The organism is Streptomyces sp. NPDC093097 (genome assembly GCF_044754325.1).
GTDB lineage: Bacteria > Actinomycetota > Actinomycetes > Streptomycetales > Streptomycetaceae > Streptomyces.
In genome coordinates this window covers 50,288-62,724 of the sequence record NZ_JBIVOW010000035.1, presented here as the reverse complement: position 1 = coordinate 62,724, position 12,437 = coordinate 50,288, and the positions used below count along the sequence as shown (strand labels likewise).

11 protein-coding genes are annotated in these 12,437 nt (G+C 69.5%); 4 read left to right on the top strand and 7 right to left on the bottom strand.

Going from position 1 to position 12,437, the window contains the following annotated elements; translation table 11 throughout:
- Positions 1-191: 191 nt before the first annotated feature.
- From ACIQE0_RS36450 to ACIQE0_RS36435, 4 genes are all read right to left on the bottom strand, one after another.
- Positions 192-887: an HAD family hydrolase gene (locus tag ACIQE0_RS36450; RefSeq protein WP_402340036.1), complete on the bottom strand. Its 696-nt coding sequence runs from the start codon at positions 885-887 to the stop codon at positions 192-194.
- Positions 884-1,903 carry a phosphogluconate dehydrogenase (NAD(+)-dependent, decarboxylating) gene (gene gnd, locus ACIQE0_RS36445; protein WP_402340033.1) on the bottom strand — a complete coding sequence of 340 codons (1,020 nt, stop codon included), beginning with the start codon at positions 1,901-1,903 and terminating at the stop codon, positions 884-886. Before gnd ends, ACIQE0_RS36450 begins: the two co-directional genes overlap by 4 nt.
- A gap of 122 nt (positions 1,904-2,025) precedes the next feature.
- Positions 2,026-4,377, bottom strand: coding sequence for a glycoside hydrolase family 65 protein (locus ACIQE0_RS36440; protein ID WP_402340030.1), 2,352 nt, complete (start codon positions 4,375-4,377; stop codon positions 2,026-2,028).
- Positions 4,374-5,117 (bottom strand): HAD family hydrolase, encoded by a 744-nt coding sequence (locus tag ACIQE0_RS36435; protein ID WP_402340028.1) that lies wholly within the window; start codon positions 5,115-5,117, stop codon positions 4,374-4,376. The genes ACIQE0_RS36440 and ACIQE0_RS36435 overlap by 4 nt, the downstream gene beginning before the upstream one ends.
- 51 nt (positions 5,118-5,168) lie before the next feature.
- Between ACIQE0_RS36435 and ACIQE0_RS36430 the strand changes: the two genes are divergently transcribed.
- Complete coding sequence (locus ACIQE0_RS36430) at positions 5,169-5,588, top strand: hypothetical protein (RefSeq protein WP_402340025.1); 420 nt, start codon at positions 5,169-5,171, stop codon at positions 5,586-5,588.
- A gap of 61 nt (positions 5,589-5,649) precedes the next feature.
- On the opposite strand, the gene ACIQE0_RS36425 is transcribed toward ACIQE0_RS36430, so the two are convergent.
- Positions 5,650-7,578: a fumarylacetoacetate hydrolase family protein gene (locus tag ACIQE0_RS36425; protein WP_402340022.1), complete on the bottom strand. Its 1,929-nt coding sequence runs from the start codon at positions 7,576-7,578 to the stop codon at positions 5,650-5,652.
- Between the two features lie 75 nt (positions 7,579-7,653).
- Between ACIQE0_RS36425 and ACIQE0_RS36420 the strand changes: the two genes are divergently transcribed.
- Positions 7,654-8,250, top strand: a complete 597-nt coding sequence (locus tag ACIQE0_RS36420) for a helix-turn-helix domain-containing protein (RefSeq protein WP_366336282.1) — start codon at positions 7,654-7,656, stop codon at positions 8,248-8,250.
- Between the two features lie 260 nt (positions 8,251-8,510).
- Here the strand turns inward: ACIQE0_RS36420 and ACIQE0_RS36415 are convergent, their stop codons facing one another.
- Complete coding sequence (locus ACIQE0_RS36415; protein WP_402340019.1) at positions 8,511-9,572, bottom strand: hypothetical protein; 1,062 nt, start codon at positions 9,570-9,572, stop codon at positions 8,511-8,513.
- Positions 9,573-10,029: 457 nt separating this feature from the next.
- Between ACIQE0_RS36415 and ACIQE0_RS36410 the strand changes: the two genes are divergently transcribed.
- The gene (locus ACIQE0_RS36410) at positions 10,030-10,278 is read left to right on the top strand and encodes a hypothetical protein (protein ID WP_402340016.1); all 249 of its coding nucleotides are present in this window, start codon (positions 10,030-10,032) and stop codon (positions 10,276-10,278) included.
- Positions 10,279-10,472: 194 nt separating this feature from the next.
- Positions 10,473-11,414, top strand: a complete 942-nt coding sequence (locus ACIQE0_RS36405; protein ID WP_402340045.1) for an NADP-dependent oxidoreductase — start codon at positions 10,473-10,475, stop codon at positions 11,412-11,414.
- Positions 11,415-11,491: 77 nt separating this feature from the next.
- Here the strand turns inward: ACIQE0_RS36405 and ACIQE0_RS36400 are convergent, their stop codons facing one another.
- Positions 11,492-11,890 carry an ACT domain-containing protein gene (locus ACIQE0_RS36400; RefSeq protein WP_366336274.1) on the bottom strand — a complete coding sequence of 133 codons (399 nt, stop codon included), beginning with the start codon at positions 11,888-11,890 and terminating at the stop codon, positions 11,492-11,494.
- Positions 11,891-12,437: the final 547 nt, after the last annotated feature.

Here is a 12,437-nt window from a genome sequence, read left to right as displayed (position 1 = left end):
ACTCCGAAGAATTGCGGGTGGCCGCCTCCATGTTCAGGGCCTCAGCATCAAACCCCACCAAGGAATGATCTTGGCGGGGTTAAAAGTAAAGCTTACGGAGTGTCGTTCTCCGTGCGGACACGGCGGGCCGAGCAGGTCCGGCTGGGCAGTGGTCGAGGGACTGCGGTACAGGTGCTCCCCTGTCAGAACGTCTACGCCAGGGCCTCGTTGGGCAGGCCGTTTTCGAGGGACTCGATGACCCAGTCGGCCTTGGCCTCGGTGAGCTGAGCGGAGTTGAAGTTGTGGCTGGCCACGCCGACGCAGGCGACCCCGGCCGCATGGGCGCCCTCCACGTCGTGCGGGGTGTCGCCGATGACCACGCAGCGGTCCGGGGCCAGGTCCTCGCCATAGACCAGGGAGGCCCGGCGCATCGCGATGCGGGTGACCTCGGCGCGGTCGTTGGAGTCCGAGCCGTAGCCGCCGAAGGAGAAGAACCGGTTCAGGTTGGCGCGGTGCAACTTGACGTGCGCGGCGGCCTCCAGATTGCCGGTGATCAGGCCGACCAGGTAGCCCTCGTCGACGAGCTCGGGCAGCAGGTCCTCGACGCCGGGCAGCACGCGGTAGCTTTCGGACTCGTTCACGGTCTGGTGCAGGTAGTGCAGGCGGCGTTCCAGGAGCCTGGTGAACTCGTGCCGTTCGGGTTTGCGGCCCAGTACGGACTCGAAGGTCTTGCGGCCCACATCGGGGTCGGTCATGCCGGTGTCGGTGAACTTGCCGATGTCGGCGGGGATGCCGTACAGCTCGTCGAAGGCCAGGCACCAGGACCGGGCTCCGGCCCCACCGGTGACGATCAGCGTGCCGTCGATGTCGAACAGCAGGGCCAGGTGTCTGCGATCACGGGTGTTCATCCGGTCGGCCTTTCCGCGTGCCCGCCAAAGCCCTTGCGCATGGCCGACAGGACCTTGTTGGCGAAGAGGTCCAGGTCCCTGGAGCCGAACCGGGAGAACAGCGCGGAGACCAGGGTGGGCGCGGGAACGCCCTCCTCCACTGCGGCGACCGCGGTCCAGCGGCCTTCGCCGGAGTCCGAGACCCGGCCGGAGAACTCGTCCAGGTTCGGGGATCGCAGCAAGGCGTCTGCGGTGAGGTCGAGCAGCCAGGACCCGATCACGCTGCCGCGGCGCCACACCTCCGCCACTTCGGCGAGGTCGAGGTCGTAGCGGTAGTACTCGGGCCGCTCAAGCGGGGCGGTCTCGGCGTCGGCCTGGCGGCTCGCGGTGCCGGCGTCGGCGTTCTTCAGGATGTTCAGGCCCTCGGCGTAGGCGGCCATGAGCCCGTATTCGATGCCGTTGTGCACCATCTTCACGAAGTGCCCGGCACCGGCCGGCCCGCAGTGCAGGTAGCCGTGTTCTGACGGCGTGGCGGTTCCGTGCCGGCCTGGGGTGCGCGGCGCCGCGTCCACGCCGGGGGCGATCGCCTCGAAGATCGGCCGGAGTCGGTCCACGATCTGGTCCGAGCCGCCGATCATCAAGCAGTAGCCGCGGTCCAGTCCCCACACACCGCCGCTGGTCCCCACGTCGACGTAGTGGATGCCTGACGTGGAAAGTGCCTCGGACCTGGTGATGGCGTCCCGGTAGTAGGAGTTGCCACCGTCGATGACCACGTCGTCGGCTTCCATGTGGTCCGCCAGGCCGTCGACAGTCTTGGCGGTGATCTCGCCGGCCGGCACCATCACCCAGACCGCCCGTGGCTTGCTCATCTTGCCCACCAGGTCCTCCAGGGAGGACGCCCCGGTGGCTCCTTCGCCCTGCAGTTCCTCCACCGCAGCCGGGTTGACGTCGAACACCACGCAGTCGTGACCCGCGCGCATCAACCGCCGGACGAGGTTGGCGCCCATCCGGCCCAGCCCGATCATTCCGATCTGCATCTCGTGCCTCCTTCTCCGTTCTCGTGTCATGCCTGGTCTTGGTCGTGGAGCTCTCCCTGGCCCCTGCGCGCCCGCCGTGTCCGGTGCCGGGCGTCGACGCGGGCGCGCAGGTCACCGTCAGGTCAGGCATGCCGGGGCCGCCCAGGGCGGCGTCCGGGCGGTTGGGAAGGCTCCGGCAAGGCGACCGGTTGTTTGACGGACCGTGACTGGGGGCTGCCACGGGATACGGTCAGCGGCTCCCCGCAGTGTTTGATCTGGAGCGGCTCTCCCTCCTTCAGGGTGTAGGTGGCCCGAGAATCGGTGATCTCGACTCGCAGACACCGCTGCCGCACATGGAGGGAGAAGGCCAGCCGGCTGAGCTTCTCGGGCAGCCTGGGCGCGAAACGCACGGTCTCCCCGTGATAGCGCATCCCGCCGAAGCCGGCGACCAGCGCGATCCAGGAGCCCGCCAGGGAGGCGACGTGCAGGCCGTCGCGGGTGTTCTTCTCCAGGTCGTCCAAATCCATCAGCGCCGCCTCCCCGAGGTAGTCGTAGGCCAAGCTCAGATGTCCCACCTCGGCTGCCATCACCGCCTGGATGCAGGCGGACAAGGACGAGTCACGAACGGTCAGCGGCTCGTAGTAGGCGAAGTTGCGTGCCTTGTGCTCCTCGGTGAAGGCGTCGCTGCGCACGTACATCGCCATCACCAGATCCGCTTGCTTGATCACCTGCTTGCGGTACAGGTCGAAGTACGCGGCGTGCAGCATCAGCGGATAGTCGTCGGGTCCGGTGGCGGCGAAGTCCCACACCTGGTGGCGGGTGAACCCCGCCGACTGCTCATGGATGCCGAGCGCCTCGTTGTAGTGCACCGTCATCGCCTTGGCCGCCTCCCGCCAGGCGGCGGTCTCCTCCTCGTCGACCCCGAGGGCGGCCGCCTGCTCGGGGTGGCGCTCAGCGGCGTCGGCGGCGGCCAGCAGGTTCTCCTGGGCCATCAGATTGGTGTAGGTGTTGTCGTCGGCGATGGCGCTGTACTCGTCGGGCCCGGTGACCCCGTCGATGTGGAAGCGGCCGTTGGAGTCGTGATGGCCGAGCGAGTGCCACAACCGGGCGGTCTCCACCAGCAGTTCCACGCCGGTCTCGCGTCCGAACTCCGCATCATCGGTGAGGGTGAGATAGCGCAGCACGGCGTGGGAGATGTCGGCGTTGATATGGAAGGCCGCGGCGCCGGCGGGCCAGTACCCGGAGCACTCCGACCCGTCGATGGTCCGCCAGGGGAACGCCGCGCCTTTCAGGCCGAGTTGGCGGGCGCGGGCCCGGGCCGCGGGCAGGGTGTCCTGGCGCCAGCGCAGGGCGTCGGCCACGCAGCCCGGGTAGACGAAGCTGAGCACCGGCAAAACGAAGATCTCGGTGTCCCAGAAGGCGTGCCCGTCGTATCCGGAGCCGGTCAGGCCCTTGGCCGGGATGGCCCGCTGCTCGGCCCTCGCGGCGGCCTGCAGCGCGTGGTAGAGGGCGAAGCGTACGGCCTGCTGGATCTCCGGGTCGCCGTCGACCTCGACATCGGCGTGTTCCCAGAAGTCGTCCAGGAACGCCCGCTGTTGGTCGATCAGCCCCTGCCAGCCGATGCTGCGAGCGCCCGCAAGCGCGGCCTCGACCTGGTCCCGCAGGGCCGGCAGTGAGCGCGTGCCCGACCAGCCGTAGGAGACGAACTTCTCCAGACGGAGCGTCTCGCCGGGCCGCAGCTCCGTGATCACGTTGAGCCGGGCCACATCGTCCGCGCTCTCAGCGGAGGTCTGGGTGGCTTGCGGGCCGCGCACGATGTGGTCGGCGGCAGCGGCGACCCGCAGGCCGCTGGCGGCGGTGCAGTGCACCAAGCGCAGCCGCAGGTCGCTGGCGCTGTGCTCTTCCGAGAGCAGCGGGGATTTCAGGGCGCCGGCGACCCGCGGATCGCCGGTCAGGGTGGGCAGTTGCTCGTTGGCGACGAGTTCGGACTGGACGACGAGCTGTACCTCGTCGTCGAGGGGTTCCACCTCGTAGGCGATCGCGGCGATGGCCCGCTGGGTGAAGGAGACCAGGCGGACGGAGCGCACCCGCACGGTCTTGCCGGCCGGCGAGGTCCACTCGCAGGTCCGATGCAGCAGCCCGCTGCGCAGATCCAGCACCCGCTCGTGCGAGCGCAGCGTCCCGTAGCGCAGGTCGAACGGCTCATCGTCGACGAGCAGGCGGATCAGTTTGCCGTTGGTGACGTTGATGACTGTCTGGCCGGACTCCGGAAAGCCGTAGCCTCCCTCCGCGTACGGCAGCGGATGCCGCTCGAACACGCCGTTGAGGTAGCTGCCGGGCAGGCCGTGCGGCTCCCCCTCCTCCAGGTTGCCGCGCCAACCGATGTGTCCGTTGGACAGGGCGAAGACCGATTCGCTCTGTGCCAGGACGTCCCAGTGGAGCCCGGTCTCGCGCACCCGCCAGGGCTCGGCCGCGTAAGCGGAATGCGTGATCACCTTCTGTTCTCCAGCAGCTCGGCGAGGTCGTCCACGACGGTGTCGGCGCCGTGCTCGCGCAGCGCATCGGCCTGACCGGCCCGGTCGACTCCGACGACGTATCCGAAGGCGCCGGACCGTCCGGCGTCCATTCCGGCCAGTGCGTCCTCGAAGACCGCGGCCGCACCGGGTTCGACACCGAGGTCGTGTGCTGCTGCGAGGTAGGTGTCCGGGTGCGGTTTGCCAGGCAGTCTGCGCTCGGCGGCGACGATGCCGTCGATCCTGATGTCGAAGAGCGCCTGGATCCCGGCCGACGTCAGGATGTCCTGGGCATTGGCGCTGGAGGAGACCACGGCGGTGGGCAGACCGGCCGCCCGTACGGCCTCGACATAGCGGACGGAGCCCGGGTACGCCTCGACCCCCTCGGTGCGGATCTTCTCCAGCAGCAGTGCGTTCTTGCGATTGCCGAGGCCGTGCACCGTGTCGAGCTCCGGAGGGTCGTCGTCCGAGCCCTCGGGCAGCTCGATGCCGCGTGAGGCCAGGAAGACCCGTACGCCGTCGGCGCGCGGGCGGCCGTCGACGTACTCGTCGTAGTCGGCGGCCGCGTCGAAAGGCCGGAAATCGGGGCCTTCCCGGCGTCGCAGGAAGTCGTCGAAGGTCTGCTTCCAGGCCGCGTCGTGCACCGCCGCAGTCTTGGTCAGCACACCGTCCATGTCGAACAGACAGGCACGTACGGCATCCGGAAGACCCAGTTTCCGCATGACTTCCGTTTGCCCGCTTTGATGCCTTTTATCACCTCCGGCCTGTAAAGAGTGAACCGGCAGGTCGACGGCCCGGACAAGCCCAGGCAAGGAGACGGCGCGGAGGCGCGGGCGACGATGAGAGGCAACGCTCGGAGTCCACCAAGCCATGACGCCGGCCCACCGCCGCGCGCAGGACACCGCAACAGCCGTCAGGACGGCACGAGGCGTCGGACCGCATCGACGCGGTCCGACGCCTACAGAAATAGCTATGACTGGGACGTCGCCTGCGGCGAACTCTCCCCCGACATCGGCCTCGACAGCCTGGCCGTCTCCGCCCTCGCGATCCGCCAACGCGCCTACGTACTGGCCCGCTTGAGAGGCTCAAAGGAGCCGTTCCGCCAGGCCGGCCGCGGCACAGCCCGGTTGCTCACCCTGGCCTCGCCGCGCGGCAACCGCACACAGGCAGTGCCCGCGGCCCCGGCCGGCTGAGCACGCGTTCACGGCGAACCGGATCGACGCGCCCGGGGCGCGACCGGACAGGCTGCCGGGCTCACGACTGTCGGCGTCGGTCCCATTCGGCCATCAGGCCGAACAAGGCGACCTTGTCGACCACGGGCTGGTCGGGGTGGATCTCGCGGTAGCGCTGGTAGATGTTGACCACGACCCGTTCGGCGTCCAGCCAGTCGGCGTATTCGGCCAGATCGACGCCGAACGCCGCCTCCTGGAAGTCATGCCCCTTGGCGAACGCGGCATCGGCCTGCTCGACGACATGGCGGAAGTAGTCCCGGACCGAGCGGATCCCGTCGGCGTCTGTCACCGGGCCATGGCCCGGCACCACGGTCGACGCCCCGAGCCCGATCATCGTGTCGCAGGCATCGATCCAGCCGGCGATGGGGCCGCTCCACACGATCGGCGTGCACCCGATGAACAACAGGTCGCCCGCGAAGAGCACCCCCACGTCGGGAACGTGCACCACCGTGTCGGCCTCGGTGTGGGCGGGCCCGAGATTGAGCAGCCGCACCTCGCGGCCGCCCACCTCGATGGTGAGCCGCCGGTCGAAGGTCTGGTCGGGCATGCGCAGGCGGATGCCGCCGAAGTCGAACGCTTCGAAACGCTCGCGCAGGTAGGGCGTGAGCGTCGGCCCGAGGTCCATCACCTGGAGGGCCGCGGTCAGCTCCGGCGGCATCTCGCTGTGCATCTCGCCTGCCGTCCCCTTGGCCGCGATGATCCGGGCCGTGTCGGGAAGCAGCTGGCCGCCGTGGGTGTGGTCACCGTTGGAGTGGGTGAGCACGGCATGGCTCAGCGGGTGGCGGTCCGTGATCGACCGCATGCCGTCGAGCATCTCGGCGGTGAGCGGCAGGTCGAAGAGCGTGTCGACCAGCAGGGCGGCGCCGTCGCCCGCGACCAGCCCCGCATTGCTCATGCCGTACTCGCCGTGGGGCAGCAGCCAGGCCCAGACGCCGTCCCCGACCTGGTGCAGCCCCTTGGTGTAAGGCAGGGCGGAGGTAGCCGTGTTGACCCGCGGCCGGCGGGGCTTGGCCGTGGGGTGGGGGCGGGCGGCGAGCGGATGGGGGGCGGTGCCTGCCCGTACGATCTGCCGTACCTCGCCCAGCACCTCGGCGCGCAGCGACACCACATCGCCGTCCTTGAGCCAGCCACGGAACGCCGCGGGGTCGCCGAGGTCGAGGTGTTCGAGCAGGCAGCAGCCGGGAACGGTGCCCGAGCCGAAGACCTCTCCCGGCTGGAGCTCTACTCCGCGGGAGGCGTACGAGATGACCTCGGCGAAGGACCAGTCCATGGCGTCGGTACGGCCCTCGCCGACCTTCTCGCCGTTGACCTCGGCCCGCACCTGGAGTGCGAGTCCGCCGTCCGGGCCGAGGGGCAGCTCATCGGGAGTGACCAGCCACGGTCCGAGCGTGGATGCGCCGTCCTTGCCCTTGGCCTGGCCGATCTTGAGCTGACTTTCCAGGCCCTGCAGGTCGCGGGCGCTCCAGTCACAGAAGAGTGTGTAGCCGGCGATGTGGTCCTCGGCCTGTTCGGGCGTCAGGTCGCGGCCCGCGGTGCCGATGACCGCGGCGATCTCCAGCTCGAAGTCGAACCAGGCACTGCCGGGCGAGATGGTCACGTCGTCATGGGGGCCGATGACGGTGGTGGGATTGGCGAAGTAGAAGGCGGGGATCTGGTACCAGGTCGGCTCCAACTCCCCCGTACCGCCGATCGCCTTGAGGCCGGCGCGCATGTGGTCGAGGAAGCACAGGCAGTCCCGAACGGACGGCGGCCTGGGGATGGGGGCCTTCAGCGTGACGTCGGCGAGGGCAACGACCTCGGCGGGTTCGGCGAGCGCCCGCTCGCCGGCCTCCCGCAGTGCGGGGCCGAGCAGTTCCACCAGGGTCGTGCCCTGTGGAAACGCGTGGATCAGGTCACCGTCGATGACACCGGCCCGGTCACCGTCATTCGAGGCGTAGGTGACGAAGCGCAAAACGACCTCCTTCTGCCTGCCGGCTCTCTGTGTTGGCCAGCATAGAATATGATTCCTAGCATAGAAGGAGGTGTCGTGGCTACGCGACGAGAGCACACAAGTCACGAGAGCAGCGAGCGGATCCTCAGTGCCGCGGCGGAGCTGTTCGCGGAGAAGGGCTACCGGCAGACCACGTTCGCCGCCGTGGCCGAGCGGTCCGGGATCAGCAGAGGCTCGATCCCCTGGCACTTCGGCAGCAAGGAGGGACTCCTCCTGGCCGTACTCGAACGCTCGGTGAACCTGATCAGCGCGGGCCTCGCCGAGGAGCCTGCGGGTACCGAACAGGTGGAGGCGAGTTTCGACCGCATCACGGAAGGTGCGCACGCCCTGTGGGCGCTGCCCACCACCAAGCTTTTCGCCACACTCCTGGTGGAGGCGCTGGAGCCGGACTCGCCGATCCACAGCCGCTACGCCGAGATCCACCACACCCTGCGCACCCACTGTCGACGACAGCTGGAGCAACTGCCGCTCCCGCCCGGGGTATCAGCCGAGGCCCTGTCCGCCGCGATCATCGGCGCCGGGATCGGTATCCACCAGCAGTGGCTGCTGGCGCCCGACCGGATCGACCCCGAGCAAGCGCTGGCCGCGCTGCGCGCGATGGTGGTGGCGTTGGTGACGCCGGTCGGGAAATGAGCGACGCGATGGCCCCTCTCCATCCCTCTTGATCTCAGGCGAAGTTGAGTTCCTCGGCTTGGCGTCTGTCGTTCCGCCGTCGAAGGAGAGCATCGAACTTGTCTGGGGTGGCGTCCGTTCGCCAACTGGGCCTCAAGCCCTTCCCCAGCCTCGCCCGACACGGCGAAACCGGCCTGGCCACCTCCCTCCACAGCCCCACCAGGCAGCCCACGCATGCTGGCGCTTGGGCCGGGGCGGTACCAGGCGATGGACGCGTCGGGTTACCCGGCGCGGCTGAGTCGCGCCGGTCGCATGGCGACGCGGACAGCGGCGAACAGTGCCTTCCCCGCGCTCACGGGGGCGGGCTCGTCGTCGGCAGTGGCCGTTTCGGGCGGCTCGCTGCGGCATGCCGCACACCGTCGCTCGTCGGCCACCGGTCGGAAGAGCAACGGCTGTGGATGCTCGCCGGCGCATTCGCGCATCGCGGCCACGGGCGGCGTCACGGGCGGCTTCGCGGACGCTCCGGTCGCTCGCTGGTCGGCGAACGGCGGTGCGTCCGGCATCTTCCGCACCAGCCGATCGCGCACCAGCGCAGCCGGCCAGTGGACCGTCTCAGGCAGCCCGGAGACCAAGGCCTCCCGGATGTCCGCGGCAGTGGCCCCACGTTGCAACCACGTGCCCGCCAACGGCGCGAGCTGCCTCAACTCGCGCCCGCCGAGCCGCAGTCGCCGCTCGGCGTGCGATACGGCCGCGAGCGCCTGAACGGCGCGTTCCGCCAGTTCCCGAGGCATCGTCGCCGCAGCGGCTGCCTCCTGCGTCGGGGGCGCTTCGTCGTTCTGGGGCCGCCCGCGCTCCCGCCCACCGGTGTGCTTCGGGTCGCCCAACGCGTGGGCCTGGTCGTCGAGTTGTCGCTGATCGGGGGTGGGAGGGTGGGGGGTGTTCTCGACGGTGTTCTCCAGGGAACGGCCGACGGCCCGGCCCGTCGGCTGACCGGCGGCCGGAATCCCGTCCGTCGGTCGACCCTCGCGCACCTCGGCGGCCTCGGCCGGGCCGAGCGGCACGTTGGAGACGAGTTGCACGGTCGACCAACGCCCGGTCGGGCCCTGCCGCCGCCACTCATGCAGATAGCCCTCGGCGGACAGTTCCCGTTTGGCGCGGATGAACGCCGCCTTCTTGATCCCGGCCCGCCTCGCAGTCGCCGACAGCGGCCCGTCCGCGCCGTCCGGAAGCGACAACTGCCAGGTCAGCAGACGCACGGCGTCCGACGACAGGCGGGGATGGCGGATGATCTCGTTCGGCACCTGCGAGAAGAAGCGCGCAGGCGCGATAGCATGCCTAAGCATCCCAGGGAGCTCCTAACTCCTTGGCGGTGAAGGCCCTCGGACCGGTGCTGCTAACACCGCCGGGGGCCGCTTCATATTCGGCGCGAAGCCACCGAATGTCCGTCACCGTACCTCAGGATCCGCGCGAGCACGGAGCCCCGACTGGCAGCGTACGAAGGCCTGTTGACGCGTGGACACGCCGTTTCCCCGGCCCTGTCTGGCCCGTCTCGAAGACGCCGGCCGGGTATGGGAACTGACGATCGAAGAGCGGTGGCAGTCGTGAGGCGCCGGCAGGGCGGACAGGCATGGCGGCGAAACCGGGCTCCTGCCGTCGGGGGCGAACTGCTGAAGCACGTCCGCATCAGCTTCGCCCTGCGCCTGGAAAGGCCCCCGAGTGCGGCCGGATCGTTGAGGTGCTGCACCTCTCCGTACCGGTTGCCGGCGGCTTGCCTGGCAGGCGCGAAGGTGCCTGGCCAAGGTGGAGCAGTCCACGCCACAGGCACCAAAGGCGGCGCGCGTGTCGGCGCTCTGCCACGTCGACCGCAAGTCCGGCTGTCTGGAGTGCCTGGTCAAGCTCCTGCACGCGCAGACCGTCCACGTCACCGACGGCGGCGGCAAGGTTGCCGCGGGGCGCAAGCTCATCCATGGTGGTGAAGGCGTGGCCAAGAGTGTGTGCGGGGCACCAGTGGCGTTCGGGACGACACGACTTCGTCGAGGTCGGCGGTGAGCCGGCCTGGTGTTCCACCGGGAAGGCCACGTCTGCGCTGCCGATACGGGTGCGGAGCGCGGTCGGTGATCGCCGCCTGCCGCGGGGCTCGATCCGGACACGCTTTCCCGCATCCGAGCTGTCGCGTCCGGGAGGGGATGCCTCATCTTCCCGATGAGGTCGCGGACCTCGACACACCAGTAAGGACACCTGCCATGCAAGCCATCACCATTCGAGACCGTGACGCCGGTATCGCCGGGTTGTCCCTGACAGCGGACATGCCCTATCCCCACGCGGCCGAGAACGACGTCATCGTGCGCGTACACGCTGCGGGCTTCACCCCTGGAGAGCTGGAATGGCCCGGTACGTGGACTGACCGCGCAGGACGTGACCGGGCGCCGAGCGTACCCGGGCACGAGATGTCCGGAGTCGTCGCCGAGCTGGGATTCGGCACCACCGGGCTGAGTGTCGGCCAGCGGGTGTTCGGCCTGACCGACTGGGCCCGCAACGGCACGCTCGCCGAGTACGTCGCGGTGGAGGCCCGCAACCTGGCTCCGCTGCCGGCGGATATCGACCACACCGTGGCCGCCGCGGTGCCGATCTCCGGGCTGACCGCATGGCAGGGCCTGTTCGACCACGGCCGCCTCACCGCGGGGCAGACCGTTCTGATCCACGGCGCCGCAGGCGCCGTCGGTTCGATCGCGGTACAGCTGTCCCGCGAGGTCGGGGCCCGGGTCATCGGCACCGGTCGGGCCAACGCCCGGGACCGGGCGCTCGCGCTCGGCGTGGACGCCTTCGTCGACCTGGAGGCGGAGAAGTTGGAGGAGGTCGGCGAAGTCGACGTCGTGTTCGACGTGCTCGGCGGGGAAATCCTCGACCGCTCGGCCGCCCTGGTACGCGCCGGCGGCACCCTCGTCAGCGTCGCCATGCCGCCCAAAGTCCAACCCCGGCAGGGGAGGGCCGTCTTCTTCGTTGTCGAACCCGACCGCGCTCGACTCACCGACCTCGCAACACGGCTGAGAGACGGACGGCTCAAGGCAAACGTCGGCGCCGTACGGCCGCTCGCCGAGGCACCCGCCGCGTTCTCCCCCGACAAACGCATCCCCGGCAAGACGATCATCCGGGTAGTCACCGAAGAGTCAACTACCCGACGCTGAAGGCAATTCCGCGTAGTGGGCAGTCACCGCACCGACTACGGAACGAGTGGCTGCGACCGGTCCTCTCCCGTGCCGGCTCAGGCGGAGCGTTGCGCCAGGCTCTCCAGGAGGGCGACCGCTCGGTCAGCGTGCTGGTACGGGACGAACAGGTGGTCGTGGTGGAACCCTGCGACGACGTTGCAACTCAGGCCGGCGTCGGAGAGTTCCCGCGAGATCGCGGCGGTCAGGCCGACCGCCTCAAGCGCGGAGTGGACGCGCAGAGTGATCCAGCCGGCCACGTAGTCGTATGCCATCCCCGCCGCATCCGCCTCTTCAAGCGGCACAACCACGGTCAGGCCCTCGCGCTCGGCGACTGTGACCACAGGGGCAACGCCGGAGGGCACACCGCCCTCGACCATGGTGAACACATAACGGCCCGGATTCAGCTCCGGACGCATGCCGCTCAGCAGTTTCTGCAGATCACTCTCGCCAGTCACGCCAACCACCTTACGCGCTGAGCGCCATGACCCGCACTTCCCCTTCACGCCCCAGGCAACGCCGTACACCTGCCTGTTGCCCTCGACGCGGGTGGGCCCGCAACCCCACACCCGGCAGCGACAGGGGTCGCGTCGACGATCGCACCGCCGCCCCGCTCTGCCGTCCTGGGCGCGAGTTCCGGTGGCTTTCATGAAGCGGGTTGTCCGACAGGCGGCCAGGAAAGCAGAAAGCGCCTCTGACCTGCGAGAATGAGGATTGCTGAGGCCCTTGTTCCCGCTCCAGCCGGAGGCACTTTCCCTCCCGGCCGGATCAGTCCTACTCGTCGAAACAGTCCGCAAGACGGGCCTTGACCAGGCCATATCCCCAGCTCTGGCTCCGTGGCGGAAGCCGCGGGCCGTCCACGATCCCGGCAAGATCCTCCTGGACGCCGACCGCCCGACCGCCCCGCACCCGGCCACCCCGCCCCGCCTCCCGGACCGGGAACCAGACCCCGCTCCGAAGGCACCGTCCCCGGCCCTCCAGCCGGACCCCGCCCCTCTCACCCCG

Coding starts and splice junctions, on each gene's coding strand:
- ACIQE0_RS36450 (WP_402340036.1), bottom strand. CDS start 887: ATGAACACCCGTGATCGCAGACACCTGGCCCTGCTGTTCGACATCGAC.
- gnd (WP_402340033.1), bottom strand. CDS start 1,903: ATGCAGATCGGAATGATCGGGCTGGGCCGGATGGGCGCCAACCTCGTC.
- ACIQE0_RS36435 (WP_402340028.1), bottom strand. CDS start 5,117: ATGCGGAAACTGGGTCTTCCGGATGCCGTACGTGCCTGTCTGTTCGAC.
- ACIQE0_RS36415 (WP_402340019.1), bottom strand. CDS start 9,572: ATGCTTAGGCATGCTATCGCGCCTGCGCGCTTCTTCTCGCAGGTGCCG.
- ACIQE0_RS36405 (WP_402340045.1), top strand. CDS start 10,473: ATGCAAGCCATCACCATTCGAGACCGTGACGCCGGTATCGCCGGGTTG.